The sequence below is a fragment of the Eoetvoesiella caeni genome, assembly GCF_003315175.1.
Lineage (GTDB): Bacteria > Pseudomonadota > Gammaproteobacteria > Burkholderiales > Burkholderiaceae_B > Eoetvoesia > Eoetvoesia caeni.
Window position 1 is genome coordinate 538,800 of the sequence record NZ_QNRQ01000002.1, and the last position, 15,771, is coordinate 554,570.

Below are 15,771 nucleotides of genomic sequence, written 5' to 3' on the forward strand. Positions count from 1 at the left end.
AAAGGGTTGGATGCTGCGCTTCATGCTGTCTGCTCGAACAGTTCGCGCCCTATCAGCATACGGCGAATTTCGCTGGTGCCGGCGCCGATTTCGTACAGCTTAGCATCGCGCCACAGGCGTCCGGCCGGGTAGTCGTTAATATAGCCGTTGCCGCCCAGTATCTGGATGCCTTCGCCGGCCATGCGGGTGGCATTTTCAGCGCAATACAGGATCAGCGCCGCGCAATCCTTGCGCAGCGCCCGCATCTGCTCGGGCCCGGCGGCTTCATCCAGAGCTTTGCCCACCGCATGGCAAAAGGCGCGGCTGGCTTGCAAGGTGGTGTACAGGTCGGCCACCTTGCCCTGTATAAGCTGGAACTGGCCGATGGCCTGGCCGAACTGCCGGCGTTCGTGGATATAGGGCAGGACAAGGTCCATGACGGCGGCCATGATGCCCAGCGGGCCCGCCGCCAGTACTGCGCGTTCTGAATCCAGGCCGCTCATGAGCACGCCTATGCCTTGATCGAGCCGGCCCAGGATGTTTTCTTCAGGCACTTCGCAGTCCTGGAAGACCAGTTCGCCGGTGTGGCTGCCGCGCATGCCAAGTTTGTCCAGTTTTTGCGCCACGGAAAAGCCCTTGAAGCTTTTTTCAACGATGAAGGCCGTGATGCCGTGCTGGTGCTTTTGCGGGTCGGTCTTGGCGTAGACCACCATGGTGTCGGCGTCGGGGCCGTTGGTGATCCACATTTTTGTGCCGTTAAGCAGATAGCGGCCGCCCTGCTTGCGGGCGCCCAGGGCCATGCTGGCGACATCGGAACCGGCATTGGGCTCGCTCATGGCCAGGGCGCCGATATGTTCGCCGCGGATCAGCTTAGGCAGATAGGCGCGCTTTTGTTCGGGCGTGCCGTGCCGCGCGATCTGGTTGACGCACAGGTTGGAGTGGGCGCCATAGGAAAGCGCGACGGCCGCACTGGCGCGCGAGATTTCTTCCATGGCGATCATGTGGGCCAGGTAGCCCAGGCCCAGGCCGCCGTATTCGGCGGGAGCGGTAATGCCCAGCAGGCCCAATTGGCCGAGCTTGGGCCATAAGTCCATGGGAAAGCTGTCGCTTTTATCGGCTTGCGCGGCGCGCGGCGCAATTTCGGCCTGCGCGAACCGATGTACCGCGTCGCGCAGCATGTCGAGATCCTGGTTCAGCTTGATATGCAAACCCGGAGTATTCATGGTGTTCTCCCGACCGTGGATCAAGACGCCGCCCCGGGCCTGGCGGACCAGGCCTGGCAAAGCAGGCCGCTCACATTCGCGGTGTGCCGTTGCCAGCCGCGGCACGGGCTCGACGCCGCGTATAAGGCATTATATAAAGTGCCGGCGGCCGCCCGGTGCATGTCGGCGCCGGGGTTAACGTAAACTACAGAATACAGAAGAACAAGTGCGGAGATTTTTGATGAATCCTAATGAACAGAAACTTGCCTACCCTTGGGGAGAAACCATTCCCGAACCAGGGCACGCCATTACCGTGGGCGACGGCGTGCGCTGGATACGCCTGCCGTTGCCGTTTGCGCTGGACCACATCAACGTCTGGCTGTTGCGCGACGAAATTGAAGGCAGGCAAGGCTGGACGGTGGTGGACACCGGCGTTTCGCGCGACAACGTAAAGGCCTTGTGGGAGCAAGTGTTTGAAACGGCGCTTGAGGGCCTGCCGGTATTGCGTGTGCTGGCTACACATATGCATCCCGACCATGTTGGCCTGGCAAAGTGGATTTGCGACCGGTGGAATGCGCCCCTGTGGATCACGATGACCGAGTTCATGACGGCCCGCCTGTGGTCGCGTCCGCCGGTGGCCGATACGGCCGAAGGCGGCGCCGGCGGCGAGATGGCTTTGCAGCACTTCGTGCGCCATGGCCTGGTGGATCCCGAGGCGCAAGAACAGATCGGCAAGCGCGGCTCATACTATCCCAGTCTGGTGCCCGATGCGCCCGCCAGCTTCCGGCGCATCATGGACGGCGACCAAATCAATATCGGCGGGCGTTCTTGGCGGGTTATCGTGGGCTACGGCCATTCGCCCGAGCATGCCTCGCTGTATTGCGACACGCTGCAAATGCTGATTTCAGGCGATATGGTCCTGCCGCGCATTTCAACCAATATCAGCGTGTTCAGCTTCGAGCCCGAGGCCAACCCATTGCCCTTGTATCTGAAGTCGCTCAAGCGTTTCGACGGCCTGCCCGAAGACACGCTGGTGCTTCCTTCGCACGGCCGCCCGTTCAAAGGCTTGCATGAACGCATTGCGCAACAGCACACGCATCATGCCGAGCGCCTGGAAGAAGTCGTGACGGCCTGTCGTGTGCCCAGTAGCGCCAACGACATAGTGCCCATGATGTTCAAGCGCAAGCTGGACGCGCACCAGACCACCTTCGCCATCGGCGAGGCGCTGGCGCATTTGCATATGCTGTATTACGAAGGCAAGCTCAAGCGTGAAATCGGCGCCGACGGCGTCATACGTTTCAGTGTGGCGGCCTAGTCCCGCCTGAACGGTTGCCCGCCCTGATGGGCGGCGCGGCCCGCTGCGTGCCGGGCCATCGTTTTGCCGGCGCCGGACCCTTTAACGGTTGGACAGGGCCAGCTTGACGGCCAGGCCTAGAAACACGGTGCCTGCGAATCGATTAAGCAGGCGCTGCGCCTTGCCCGAGCGCTGGATTCGTTCGCCGAAGGCGCCCGAAAAAAAGGCGATGCCTCCGAAAACCAGCAGCGTTGCCGCAATGAACAACATGCCCAGGCTAAGGGTTTGCAGCGCCACCGGGCCGCGTGCCGGCGCAGTGAACTGCGGCAGGAAGGCCAGGAAAAACAGCGACACCTTGGGGTTGGTCAGGTTCATGACAATGCCGCGCCGGTAAAGCGTTGCATTGCTTTGGCGCGGCGGCCTTGCGGATTCGGCGGTATTGGCCTTGGCGCGAAAAGCCCCCCAGGCCAGATAGACGAGGTAGGCGGCCCCCGCCAGCTTCAGGACGGTGAAGGCGGTTTCCGAGGCGGCGAACAAGGCCGCCAGGCCCACGGCAACGGCTACTGTGTGGCCGACAAGGCCGGTGCACAGGCCCAGCACCACCAGCATGCCGGGTTTGCGTCCCCACATGGCCGATTGCATCAGGACAAAGACGTTGTCGGGGCCGGGGGCCAGGGCCAGCAGGACGGCAATGCCGAAGAAGGACAGGGCGACGTCGAAAGTAAGCATGATGGGTCCTGGTCTTTGCCTTGATCGAACGCGGTGCGCGCGATGGGGCCGCTTTGGCGCGTCGGCCGATAGGAATATGTGGTAGTTTTAGAAGGTGGTAAATCCCGCGCTTTTCCTGGCGTTCAATTCAAACAACTTCAGAAGTCATGACTGATACTGCTACTTCGCGTCTTGAAACACAACTGATGCATTCGGGCCTGGCCGAGTTTAATCCCAAAACTTTGTCGGCGCCGGTGGCCATGCCGTCCATGCGCACCAGCACGGTCCGTTTTGCCAGCCTCGAGGCGCTGGACGAGGCGTTGACCGAGAAATCCGGCGGCGAACGCATTGCCACCTACGGCCGTTCGGGCATGGACACGCACGCGGCGCTGGAAGAGGTGTTCTGCACCCTGGAAGGGGCGCAGCGGGCTTTTTTGGCGCCCTCGGGCCTGTCGGCCGTGACGCTGGCGTTCATGGCCCTGCTCAATGCCGGCGACCACGTCCTGGTTGCCGACTGCGCGTATGGCCCCGTGCGTTATCTGGACAAAATCGTGCTGCAGCGCATGGGCATCGAAGTGACATACTGCCGCGCGCACCCCGAGGCGCTGGCGGCGCAGCTGCGCCCCAATACGCGCATGCTGTATATCGAGTCGCCCGGCTCGCTGCTGTTTGAAATGCTGGATATTCCGGCATTGGCGCAGTTTGCACGGCAGCACAAGCTGGTATTGGCCACCGACAACACCTGGGGCGCGGGCTATGCCTACAGGCCGCTGGACCTGGGGGCGGATGTCTCGGTGGTGGCGGCCACCAAGTATATCGGAGGCCACTCTGACCTGATGCAGGGCGCTGTCATGGCCAACGATCCCGAACTGGTGCGCCGCCTGAACGAAACTCATTATGCAATGGGATATTCGGTCAGCGCCGACGACGCCTGGCTGGCTTTGCGGGGGGTGCGCACACTGCCTTTGCGTATGCGCCAGCACGGCCAGAATGCTTTGGACGTTTGCGAATTTCTGGCATCGCGCCCTGAAACAGTACGCATCTACCATCCGGCGTGGCCGCAAGACCCGGGCTATGCCTTGTGGCAGCGCGATTGCATGGGTTCGAACGGCATGCTGTCGGTCGAGCTGGCCTTGAACCACAGCCAGGCGCGGCGCTTCGTCAACAGCCTGAAGCTATACGGTATTGGCTATTCGTGGGGCGGCTTTGAAAGCCTGGTGCAGTTGATCGACAACAGCGTCCTGGCCGGACACGGCTATTGGCCCGGGGGCGACAACGCGACCGTGCGTCTGCATGTGGGGCTGGAAGCGGTTGAAGACCTGGTCGCGGACTTGGCCCAGGCCCTGGACGGCGTCCGCGGCTAGGCGGGCGCTCCGGGCTGGGCCTTCGCGCTTACGCTTGAAGCGAAGTTATTTTTTAAGCAGCGTATTCAGGCGCTCTTGGGCCACGTCGATGGTGCCCTGGTAGCTGCCCGTCATGGATGGCGAAACCACGTATTGCCCGCCCACGGCGATGCTGGGCGTGCCTTCGATATTGTAGGTCTTGGTCAGTTCGTTGGCGCGCTGGGTCTTGGAGGTGATGCCGAACGAATTGAAGACCGCGGTGAACTTGGCGCGGTCCACGCCTTTGCTAACGACCCAGTCGGTAATGGCCTTGGCTTCGAATATACGCTGGTGGTCGGAATGGATGGCCTTGAATACGGCGTCGTTCAGATCCAGGCGGTCGAGCGCTTCCAGCGAGTAGTACAGTTTTTGCAGGTCGGCCATGCTGGCATTGAAGGCAACAGGAACCTGGCGCAGAACGACATTGGCGGGCAAGGTCTTGGCCCATTTTTCAACCAAGGGCTGCATGGCGGCGCAGTGCGGACAGCTGTAGGCGAAGAATTCAAGAACTTCTATTTTGTCGGGCGTGTCGGACGGCTGGGCCGGATTGAGCGTGGCATATTGCTGGCCGGCGCTTTGGGCTTGCGAGACCGGCGCGAATAAAGCGGCTGCGCCCATGGCGGCGATAGCGAAAGTGCGAAATAAAAAATGTTTGAGCGTCATGGTTTTTTTCCTGGACAAGGCTGATCGGTTAAGACCGGGTTGCAATCGGCAAGTTCAATTTGCCTCGTGAGAATGCCCGCCGCGGCTGGGCGGCCGCAAGCGAGCATCCCGATGAAATTATGGGCGCACCACAGAGGACTCGATTTTAGCCGTGGCCAGGCGCGCGCGGGAGCGGTTCATTTCATCGATGCCTTTGAAGGGGCCGACCCGGACACGATTGATGGTCGAACCGTTGATTTGTGCTTTTTGAACCTGCGCAGGCAGGCCCAGGAGCAAGATTTGAGCCTTGACGGCCTCGGCGTCGCTGTTGGAGCGGAACGCGCCTGCCTGCAGATAGTAGGTGGTTTGCGTTGATGCCGGCTTGGCTTCGGTTGGCTTGGGCGCGCTGGCGGGCTTTTTGCCGCTGTCGGCGGCGGGCGCGGCGGGCGTTGTGCTGGGCTTGGCGGGCGCGGGCGCAGAGCCTTTGGCGGATGGTTCAGGGGCGCCCAGGGTGACCAGCAATGCGCCGATTTCGTCGTTTAGCGACGCAGGCGGTTCGCCCGGTGCGCCGCCGGGCTGGATGGGGCGCGGCGCGCCTGCCAGGGGGCCGTCGGGTACCGGAGTTACGCCAGGGTCGTCCTTGCCGTTCAGGGCCAGATTCGGGTCGACATTGGCAGGCGGCAGGGTCGAGGATTTCTCGCGCGATGCTTTGTCCACGAAAGGCATGGGAGCCTGGGTAACGTAATAGGCCACGCCCGCTGCGGCGGCCAAACCGATGATGAGTCCGGCCAGCAGACCGAACATGGTGCTGCCGCCCGATTTCGACCGCGAGGAATTACGATTGTTTCGTGCCATATAAGTGGTTTACATCCGTTCGGGAGCCGAAACCCCCATAAGCGCCAGCCCATTGGCCAGAACTTGGCGGGTTGCGTGGGCCAGGCGCAGTCGCGCCAGTTTCAAGGGTGCATCGTCGACCAGGACGCGTTCGGCGTTGTACCAGGCGTGGAAATCGGCCGCGCAGTCGCGCAGCCAGAAGGCGACGTGATGCGGTGCCAGTTCTTGGGCGGCCAATGTCACCATCCCGGGATATTCGGCCAGGCGCTGCATCAGGGCAAACTCAGTCGGCGCGGCCAGCAAGCTGATGTCCGCGGCATTGACCTGGCCGGCCAGGTCGGAGGATTGGTTCAGCATGGAGCAAATGCGGGCGTGTGCATACTGAATGTAGTAGACGGGGTTTTCTTCGCTTTTGGACAGGGCCAGGTCGATGTCAAAGACGAATTCGGAGTCGGCCCGGCGCTGGATAAGGAAGAAGCGCACGGCGTCCTGGCCTACCCAGTCGATAAGGTCGCGCATGGTGACATAGCTGCCGGCGCGCTTGGAAATCTTGACTTCGGCGCCGTTGCGTACGACCTTCACCATTTTATGCAGGATATAGGCCGGAAAGTCTTTGGGTATGCCGATTCCCAGGCCTTGCAGGCCGGCGCGCACGCGGGCAATGGTGCCGTGGTGGTCGCTGCCCTGGATATTGATGGCGCGATGAAAGCCGCGCTCCCATTTGGCCACATGATAGGCCACGTCGGGCACGAAGTAGGTGTAGCCGCCTTCGGATTTGCGCATGACGCGGTCTTTGTCGTCGCCGGTGCCAAGCTCGGTGGTGCGCAGCCACAGGGCGCCTTCGTTTTCATAAGTGTGGCCCGAAGCAATCAGGGCCTGCACGGTCTTTTCGACGCGACCGCTGGTATATAGAGAGCTTTCCAGGTAGAAGCTGTCGAATTTCAGGCCGAACGCCTGTAAATCCAGATCTTGTTCGCGGCGCAGATAGGCTACGGCGAATACGCGGATGTCGTCCAGGCTGTCGATGTCTTTGCTGGCGGTAACCGAGTTGCCGTCGACAGCCTGTACGGTTTTACCGGCCGCGAAGTCGTTGGCGATATCCAGGATGTAGTCGCCCTTGTAGCCGTCGGCGGGAAATTCAGGGGCGTCGGGTGCCATGCCCCTGGCGCGCGCCTGTACGCTGATGGCCAGGTTGTCGATTTGATTGCCGGCGTCGTTGTAGTAGAACTCGCGCGTGACGTCGTAGCCTTGTGCGGTGAACAGGCGGCATAAAGAGTCGCCCAGCGCGGCCTGGCGCGAATGGCCGACGTGCAGCGGGCCCGTGGGGTTTGCCGAGACGAACTCGACCAGCACTTTTTCGTTATTGGGCGGCAGTATGCCGAACTGTCCGCCTTCGTCCTGAATGGCGTGCAATACCGCCTGGCGCGCGGCATTGGCCAGGCGAAAGTTGATAAATCCCGGGCCGGCGATTTCCGCGCTGGCTATGAGCTCGGCCGCCGCGGGCTGAGCCATGAGGGCGTCGACGATTTGCTGGGCCAGTTCGCGCGGGTTGCGTTTGGCCGGCTTGGCAAGCTGCATGGCAACGTTGGTGGCGATGTCGCCGTGCGCGGCCACCTTGGGGCGCTCGAGCAGGATATTGGGCGACGCATCGGGAACGACTTGCGTTACGGCGGCGCGGATGATCGAGATAAGTAGTTGTTGTTGCCCAGAAAGCATAAGACAGTCGAATAAAGGTAAATGGCGCTACGGGTTGCCGGCGCAAAAGGCCAGGCCACGCCCGGGCCACCCGGCCAGGATAGCCGTGAAGATGTAAATGATAGCGTGATTTCTTGCGCGGCGTGTTGCGCAGTACTATGCGGTGCCCACCGGAGCAATGCGCCGGGGCGTTCAAGCGGGCAGGCTGGTCCAGCCCAGCTCGGTCTGCAGCCATAAGGCATAGCCCGCCATATCGACGATGCCGACTTCATTGGTGCTGCCCAATTGCCAGCTTTCGTGGCGATCGATGAGCTGTTCTGTGGCTTGGCGCTGGGCCGAGCCCAGGCGGGGATGCTCGTTTTGGTGGCGGTGCAGCCGATTGCCGTCGGCGGCATCGACCGGGCGGTCGCTGCCCTGGACGCGTATAACCGGCGGACGCTGATCGTGCACGATGGGGTCGGTGATTTCGCTCTGGCTTGGGTCGCCTTCGCCGAAATGCAAGGCGACGGAGCGGGCCTGCCAGAGCATCCAGTTCAAGGCCACGTCGGAAAGGTCGCCGCCGGCGGGTTCGGTTCCGGCGGGCGCCGCGTGGCCCACACCGCCTCCTATGTCGGCGTGGGCGCCGATGAACGGCGCTTCTATGGTGTTGTTGCCAGCGTTCTGTACCGAACTTAACGGAAAATACCAACGATGCTCTTGCAGCGCAACAGCATGCGCTACCCAACCCCAGGCGGGCGCGATGCTTAGATCGTAATCGGCGTTGCGCAGGCCGCCCAGGCCGAATTGGGCCACGGTGTCGAACAGGCCCATGAAGCGCAGGTCGACGCAAGCCGTGACAAGGCCGCGTAGTTCGTCCTGGTATGAAAACAGACCCTGGTCGACATGATTGTTGATCAGGTTGCCGAAATGGCGCGCCAGGCTTGCCCCGCGTGAAAAGCCGATGATGTCTATCGGTATGGTTTCGTTGGGCGCTGCGGGAGGACGGCCAAGGGCATTGAGCAAATGCGCCCATTGCGTATCGAGTATGCGCGCCGCGCTGTAGGCGGTTACGCTGTCCCAGTCGGTGTAGTGGGCATTGCCCGGCCCGGAATGATAGAACACCGGGCCGTCCAGATAGCGCTGGCTCATTTTCCAGACATTGGTTTGAGTCTGGGGATTGTTGCGTGTGCCGTCGAAGGCGAATAGCAGCAAGCCGGTGGGGTCGATGTATTTGCGGGGCTGCTGGGCGGCATAACCGCGCATTTGGCTGCCCGGCGTCGGCCCCAGGGGATCGGGTTCGGAGTAGTGACCCCAGGCGGGCAAATATGTGCGCAGCAGGTTGTCGTGCCAGCCAGTCTCGGCATCGTGGATTTGGCCTGGCAGGCGGATATCCAAAGCCATGTCGCCCGCCAGTTGTTCGGCTTGGCCGGTGGGGCTGTAGCGGGCGAACCAGCGTACGGCCTGATGTTCGTCGGTCAGCAAGCGCGGCGCGCCCAGCAGGTCGGCGTGCACGGCATACAAACGGCCGTGCCCGTTGTGGCCGCTATAGTCCACCAGCCCCACCAGCACATCGTGGGCATACACATAGCGGCGTGTAATGCGGGGCGCTTGCGTTGCGTGCGCATTGTGCCGTGCTTCGGCCGTCAGTTTGTTGCCGGTATAAAAATAGTCGGTGGCGCCCGCCGCCGTGCGTTTACGCACGCGATGACCAAAGACGTTGTGCTTATAGGCGGCAAGCTGCATGTCGTTTCTTTCTATGGCGCTTAGCCGACGTTGCGGGTTGTAGCGCGGCGTTATGACGCCTACGCGTGTGGGCAGCCCGCTTGGGTCATATTCCATGCGCGGTTTCTCGGTGGCGCCGCCGGTGAGCAAGGCGGCCAGCGAGCCATCTTGGTTCCAGGCATACCAGTGCATGGCCGCCTGCACCCCAAGGCCATTATTGCTCATCGGCTGCGAGGGCGCAGCGCTGCCGGGCGCGCGGGAGGGCGCTTGCGCCGTAGCATCCTGCCGCTCGGCACCGATAAGGCGCGAGGCACGGTCATAGGCATAGCGCCAGGTTTCGGTGTGTCCCGCAACAGGCGTATGGTGGGTTTCGTGGTGGACGCGGCCCTGCTTGTCGTAGTCTTGCCTTTGCAGCCATAAAAGCCGCCCATGCTGGTCGCGCAGGGCCAGTTGCCGTGCCTGCCCATGTTGCAAGGTGGTGTGCAGGCGCAGCTCATTGCCATATTCATAGCCCGGTTGCGAAGGCAGGCTTTGGATGACGGTATGGGACTTGCCCTGGACGTCATGCCAGACTATGCCAAGCAAGCGTTGCTGCGCGCCCCAGCGATAAACCAGTTTGCCGCCTTCGGGCAGGTGTTGGACCGTAAGGCGATTATGCCCGTCGTAGCCATAACGTTCGGTATACAAGGCGGGGATGCCGGCTGCATTGCGTTGCACGGTGCGTGCGGCAAGGCGGTTATCCTGATCGTATTGGCGCGTGTCGGTTTCGTTGGGATGCTCGATGCGCAGCAGGTTTTGTCCATGCCAGGACAGCCTGGCTTCGGGCTGTGCGTTACCTGCCGCGACCGCGACAAGGCGTCCCGCCGCGTCGTGGCGGTAGTCCCAGCGGTCGTCGTTGGCGAACACGCGGCGCAGCAGCTGGCCGCGCGCGCCGTAAATTGCACGTTCGGTGCCGGTAGCCGCCGAACGCCATGAAGTGCGCAAGCCGCTTTCGCTGTAGTCCAGCACCAGGCCGGGCCAACCCGCCGCGGCTGGAACCAGCTGCCGTATCCCTCCTTGCGGATGGCGGCGTATCAGCATGCCATTGACCTGTATAAGCCGGCCCCGGACGTCGTAGGAGGCCTGGGTGCCTGGCGCCGCGCATCCCGGACATGGCGCGCCTTCCACCCCAAGCAGGACATGGCGTCCGCCTTGCTGCGCCACGCGAAACCGTGTGGTACGCCCCTGTTCGCCGTGCACGATAGTCAGGCCGCTTTGCCGCACGCTGGCTGTGCGCACATATTCGATACGCAGTTTGTTTTTGTCCGAAGCGGGGCCGCCTTCAATGGACAATACGGCACGCCCTTGCGCATCGTAGGCCCAGGTGTTGATGCGCTGCGTTTCTTTTCGGTCGACCGATACGATTTCTATTCCGGTCAGATGGAACGCATTGCCGGCCTGGTGCTCGGGCTCGTAAAGATAGCGGCGCTGCATGCCGTCGGGGCGGGTTACCGACTGCAGCCGCAGCATGCCTGGCGTTGCCGGCGCGGTGCCGGGTTCGGCTGATTCCTGCTGGGCTGGCTTTTGTTCGGCCGGTTCGTACTGATAATGAAAACGGCCGGCCGGGGTGTCGATGCTGCGCAGGTAGGCGCGCTGCTGGTGTACTGAATAAGTAAAGACCAGGGCGCGGCCGTTGTTGTCGGTAATTTGCTTGATGCTGCCCGACATAGGCCCCGCCTGGTCATGGCGTTCTATGTTCAGGCTGGGGCCGGAGGATGATGTTCGTGCCACGCGCACCAGCAGTCCGTGGCTGTTGAACTGTAGCTGGCGCCCGTCGGGCCACGTCCATAGCCACTGGCTTTCTTGACGCTGCAAGCGTCCATGCGCGTTGGTCCGGACGTCTTCTTGCTGGCCGGAAAAGATGATGCGGCTGCCGTCGGCTTGTACGATCTGCCAACGATTGGCAACGAGGTGCACGCGCGTGTCGTAGGCAAGCGCCCATCCTTGGCCCAACGGCGATGGGCGCCGGTCGAGAGCGTTGTAGTGGCGTGCGACTTCCAGCAAAGGCGCGCGCGGTTGCGGGGGCAAGTCGTGTTCAAGCTGGTACTTGTTGCCGGTGGCCAGATGCACCGGGTTGCCTGCCCCCAGGTTCAGGCCGGGCTCGGGCGCGGCTTGAGTGGCGATGCCGCCCACGCCGCACGGAGAGCCGAGGGTAGAGGGTTGGCAGACCAAGTCTGCAACGCTTGTACAGCTAAATGTCAGGGCCGCGACCAGCCCCAAAAAGATGCGTGTCATGACGGCCCGCGCAAGAATGAGATGCCGTCATATTGCCGCTTGGCAGTGGTGAAAAGTTAGGGTAGTGTATGAATGTGTCCATTGTGGGAAACCAATATGCTTATTCTTTTTCATACCAAACCCGCAGCCGAAGTGCTCATGTTTTCACAACATGCGCTTCCATTGCTTCGCGCCGCGGGCAAGTCGTTTACCGACAATGTGCTACCGGAACGCGGCGTTATCACCCGCGAGAATCTTAGCGCGGCAATTGCCGGTATCGAACGGGCGATTGCTGTCGACCAGACCCCCGAATTTACCGAGCACGACGATGAAAATGAAACCCGCGAACATCCTATATTGCAGCCAGTAAGCTTCCGCCAGCGCGCATTCCCGTTATTGGCCATGCTCAAGGCCGCGCGCGAACACGACGCCGACGTCACCTGGGAGCCCGCCCCTATCTGGTAGTTGTTTTTACCGCCGGGCCGTCCCAAGGTAAAAACGCCCCCTTGGGGGCAGCAAGCCGCGCAAGCGGCGCAGCGTGGGGGCATATTTTTACCGCCGGGCCGCCCCAAGGCAAAAAGCGCCCCCTTGGGGGGCAGCAAGCCGCGTAAGTGGCGCAGCGTGGGGGCTTACACTACCGCCGCACGAACCGACCCATGCCGCTGGTGTCCAGGAACTCCACCTGCATGCCTTGGACCAGCCCGGCATCATCGACACTGAAGTCGACGGTCGAGCGCGAGCCTTCGGGCGCGTTCGGCGGGCCGATTGCAAAGACATAGCGGTTGCCGTCCCAATGGATCAGCGTAAAGCTGGTCTTGGCTGGCCCTATGGTCAGGACAAGCTTGCCGTCGCGGACGGCGGCATGAACCGAACCGTAGTATTCATTGAAGTACGTGCCCGCATAGGCTTCAGGCTTGAGCGGCGGCTGGGAATAGGTGGGCGCTTTTTGTCCTGCCAGGGTTCCAAAAGGGGCCATGATGCCGGCCATGGCTTGCGCATATAGGCTGCGCCAGTCGCGTGTAATGCGGCCGTATTGCGCCAAGTCCGCGAACTCCATGCTTAGCGCTTCCACCGCCCCGACGGGTATGGCGTTGCTAAGGACGATAATGCCCAGGTCCAAAGAGGGAATCATCAGCAAGCTGGTGGCGGCGCCGGCTTCGAAGGCGCCCGAGTGGGACAACACAATGCGGCCCGAGGCTTGGGTGTCAACGATGAAACCATAGCCGTAGAAGCTGGTGCGGGCGGAAACGGAACCCGGCATGCCCATGGGTATTTGCGGCACAAGAGCCGGCAGCAAAGCCTTGGCGGAAATGATTTGCTTGCCGCCGTAGCGGCCGTTATGCAGCACCATGTTCATCCACTTGGCCATATCGTTGGCCGAAGAACTGGCTCCGCCCGCCGGCGTCTGGGGGTCGGGCTGGCGCGAATATAAGGGCTTGAAGCCGTCGGCTGTCTTGACATGGCCGCTGGCATGATTGGTGTGTTGAATGAAGTCGGCGAAGCGCGAGCTGGTCGAAGCCATGCCCAGGGGTTCATATACCGATTCTTGCGAGAGCGTTTCCCAGTCCTTGCCTGCGGCCGCGGCCGCGGCGATGGCGCCCGCGGTGAGGCCGAAGTTGGTGTAGGCGTAGCCGGCGCGAAACGGGCGCAGCGGCACCAGCCGCAAGCGCTCAAGAACCTGGCGCCGGCTATAGCCCAAGGCCTCGAGGTCGTCGCCGGCGTGGTCGGGCAGGCCCGAGCGGTGGGCGTACATGTCGCCGATGGTTACGTGGTCGCCGACCCAAGGGTCGGACAGCGTGAACCAGGGAAGTTGCTTGACGATCGGTGTGTCCCAGGCGATGACGCCTTTGCCCACTTGCGCCGCAATGACGGTGGCGCCCAGGGGCTTGGACAAAGAAGCCAGCTGGAATACGGTGTCGGCGTCGACAGATGCGGGCTCGCCCGCCTTGCGTACGCCGAAGCCTTTGGCGTAGGCGGTGGCGCCACCTTTGACGACGGCGATAGCCATGCCCGGAATGCCGGTGTCCTGCATGGTTTTCTTGGCCAGTTCGTCCAGCCTGGCAATGGCCGCGTCGACCTGCCCCGCCGGGACGTCCACGCCGAAGGTCTGGGCCGGCGGTGCAGCGGCATCGGCGGCGCCCGCCGGCGGCATGGCCGCGCACGCAAGCGCAAGTGCCGCTGCACCGCGGCTAAGAATATGGCGTAGGTAGCATGGCATGGCCGAAAGCCCTCTTGTTGGCGAATAAGGTAATGGGACGCAGCGCAAACCACTGGCCAGTGGTTTTGATTGTGCACAGATTAATAGGCGGCATCAAGCAAAACGGGCTGGCGCAAGGCCAGCCCGTTTGACGGAGGTATATACCCAGCGCAGCGCTTATGCGGCGATGGATTCCGCCGCGTGAGTTGCTTCGTGGCGGTTGACCGCGCACAAGATGGCCAGGAACGAAGCGGTGACGATGTCCGCATGTATGCCTACGCCAAAGCCTGTGCCCGACTCGCCCACCCGCAGTTCAACATAGCAGGCCGCGCGCGTGTCGGTGCCGGTGCCGATGGCGTGTTCGTGGTAGTCCATAATGCGAATATCCGAGTCCAGCGCATCGACAAACGCGGCAATGGCGCCGTCGCCCTGGCCGGTAAGATTGCGAACCTTGCCGTTGTGCTCGAGTTCGACTTCGATGGCGAACTGCTGCCCGGTTTTGGCCTTGGGGTTGCCGGTAATGCGGTGGCGTACGAGCTTCCAGGGTTTGTCGACGCTGAGATACTCTTTGTCGAACAGGCTGTAGACCGCGTCGGCGGTGACTTCGCTGCCGGTTTCGTCGGTAACCCGCTGGATGGCGCGGCTGAACTCGATTTGCAGGCGGCGCGGCAAGACCAGTCCGTGTTCTTGTTCGAGCAGGTAGGAAACCCCGCCCTTGCCCGACTGGCTGTTGACGCGAATGACCGCGTCGTAGCTTCGGCCCAGGTCGGCCGGGTCGATGGGCAGGTAGGGAACTTCCCACAAGGCGTCGGGCTGTTGCAGGGCAAAGCCTTTTTTGATGGCGTCCTGGTGCGAGCCCGAAAATGCCGTAAAGACCAGGTCGCCGGCATACGGATGGCGCGGATGCACGGGCAACTGATTGCAGTATTCGACGCAGCGGCGTACTTCGTCGATGTCCGAGAAGTCCAGGCCGGGGTGGATGCCCTGGGTATACAAATTAAGCGCCAAGGTAACGAGGTCGACGTTGCCGGTGCGTTCGCCGTTGCCGAACAGGCAGCCTTCAACGCGGTCGGCGCCCGCCATGACGGCCAGCTCGGCGGCCGCGACGGCGGTGCCGCGGTCGTTATGCGGATGTACGCTAAGCACGATGCAGTCGCGGTGTTGCAGGTTGTTGTGCATCCATTCGATCTGGTCCGCATACATGTTCGGGGTGGTGGCCTCGATGGTGGCGGGCAGATTGAAGATGATCTTGGAGTCGGGGGTAGGCTGCCATGCTTGCGTTACGGCATTGCACACTTCCAGGGCCAGCTCGGGTTCGGTCGTGCTGAAGACTTCGGGCGAGTATTCGTAGCGCCAGTTTGTTTCAGGATGCTGGCCGGTGTATTTTTTGATCAGCCGGGTACCGGTTACGGCCAATTCCTTGACCTCGTCTTTGCTCATGTTGAAGACGATCTTGCGAAAGGCCGGTGCGCACGCGTTGTACATGTGGATGATGGCGTTGCGGGCCCCTGCTGCGGCTTCGACCGTGCGCTGGATGAGGTCTTCGCGCGACTGGGTCAGGGCAATGATGGTGACGTCGTCGGGGATGAGCTTGTCGTCGACAAGTTTACGCACGAAGTCGAAGTCGGTTTGCGAGGCCGAAGGAAAGCCTACCTCGATTTCTTTAAAGCCGATCTTCAGCAATTGTTCGAAAAAACGCAGTTTGCGTTCGACGCTCATGGGTTCGATAAGAGACTGGTTGCCGTCGCGCAGATCTGTGCTCATCCAGATGGGCGGATGGGTAATCCGCTTGCTGGGCCAGGTGCGTTCGGCGAAGTCGCGCGCGAACGGCACAAATGGGCGATATTTATCGGATGGGTTAGCGAGCATGTGGTGCACCTATTT

General features: G+C 62.0%; 11 protein-coding genes. 3 read left to right on the forward strand and 8 right to left on the reverse strand.

The annotated features are described in order from the left end of the window. Positions 1-20: 20 nt before the first annotated feature. Positions 21-1,202, reverse strand: coding sequence for an isovaleryl-CoA dehydrogenase (locus tag DFR37_RS06170; RefSeq protein ID WP_113932331.1), 1,182 nt, complete (start codon positions 1,200-1,202; stop codon positions 21-23). Between the two features lie 220 nt (positions 1,203-1,422). On the opposite strand from DFR37_RS06170, the gene DFR37_RS06175 reads away from it, so the two are divergent. After that, on the forward strand, positions 1,423-2,496 hold the full coding sequence (locus tag DFR37_RS06175) for an MBL fold metallo-hydrolase (protein ID WP_113932332.1): 1,074 nt from the start codon (positions 1,423-1,425) through the stop codon (positions 2,494-2,496). An 81-nt stretch (positions 2,497-2,577) separates the two neighbouring features. Here DFR37_RS06175 and DFR37_RS06180 read toward each other — a convergent pair whose 3' ends face one another. Beyond that, a complete protein-coding gene (locus DFR37_RS06180) occupies positions 2,578-3,204 on the reverse strand; it encodes a LysE family translocator (protein WP_113932333.1) in 627 nt (208 codons plus the stop codon). Between the two features lie 146 nt (positions 3,205-3,350). On the opposite strand from DFR37_RS06180, the gene DFR37_RS06185 reads away from it, so the two are divergent. Then, the gene (locus DFR37_RS06185; protein ID WP_113932334.1) at positions 3,351-4,547 is read left to right on the forward strand and encodes a trans-sulfuration enzyme family protein; all 1,197 of its coding nucleotides are present in this window, start codon (positions 3,351-3,353) and stop codon (positions 4,545-4,547) included. A gap of 45 nt (positions 4,548-4,592) precedes the next feature. Here the strand turns inward: DFR37_RS06185 and DFR37_RS06190 are convergent, their stop codons facing one another. The 4 genes from DFR37_RS06190 to DFR37_RS06205 all read right to left on the reverse strand — a co-directional run bounded on the left by DFR37_RS06190 (position 4,593) and on the right by DFR37_RS06205 (position 11,711). Beyond that, a complete protein-coding gene (locus DFR37_RS06190; protein ID WP_113932335.1) occupies positions 4,593-5,228 on the reverse strand; it encodes a thiol:disulfide interchange protein DsbA/DsbL in 636 nt (211 codons plus the stop codon). A 117-nt stretch (positions 5,229-5,345) separates the two neighbouring features. After that, positions 5,346-6,062 (reverse strand): SPOR domain-containing protein, encoded by a 717-nt coding sequence (locus DFR37_RS06195; RefSeq protein WP_113932336.1) that lies wholly within the window; start codon positions 6,060-6,062, stop codon positions 5,346-5,348. A 9-nt stretch (positions 6,063-6,071) separates the two neighbouring features. Next, a complete protein-coding gene (argS, locus tag DFR37_RS06200; RefSeq protein WP_113932337.1) occupies positions 6,072-7,757 on the reverse strand; it encodes an arginine--tRNA ligase in 1,686 nt (561 codons plus the stop codon). Between the two features lie 171 nt (positions 7,758-7,928). Then, entirely contained in the window at positions 7,929-11,711 is a 3,783-nt protein-coding gene (locus tag DFR37_RS06205) for a phospholipase effector Tle1 domain-containing protein (protein WP_113932338.1), read from the reverse strand. A 96-nt stretch (positions 11,712-11,807) separates the two neighbouring features. On the opposite strand from DFR37_RS06205, the gene DFR37_RS06210 reads away from it, so the two are divergent. Beyond that, complete coding sequence (locus DFR37_RS06210; RefSeq protein WP_113932443.1) at positions 11,808-12,155, forward strand: DUF1840 domain-containing protein; 348 nt, start codon at positions 11,808-11,810, stop codon at positions 12,153-12,155. Between the two features lie 169 nt (positions 12,156-12,324). Here the strand turns inward: DFR37_RS06210 and DFR37_RS06215 are convergent, their stop codons facing one another. Both DFR37_RS06215 and leuA read right to left on the reverse strand, forming a co-directional pair. Beyond that, the gene (locus DFR37_RS06215) at positions 12,325-13,908 is read right to left on the reverse strand and encodes a serine hydrolase (protein WP_113932339.1); all 1,584 of its coding nucleotides are present in this window, start codon (positions 13,906-13,908) and stop codon (positions 12,325-12,327) included. Positions 13,909-14,064: 156 nt separating this feature from the next. Beyond that, a complete protein-coding gene (gene leuA, locus DFR37_RS06220) occupies positions 14,065-15,756 on the reverse strand; it encodes a 2-isopropylmalate synthase (protein WP_113932340.1) in 1,692 nt (563 codons plus the stop codon). Between the last annotated feature and the right edge of the window lie 15 nt (positions 15,757-15,771).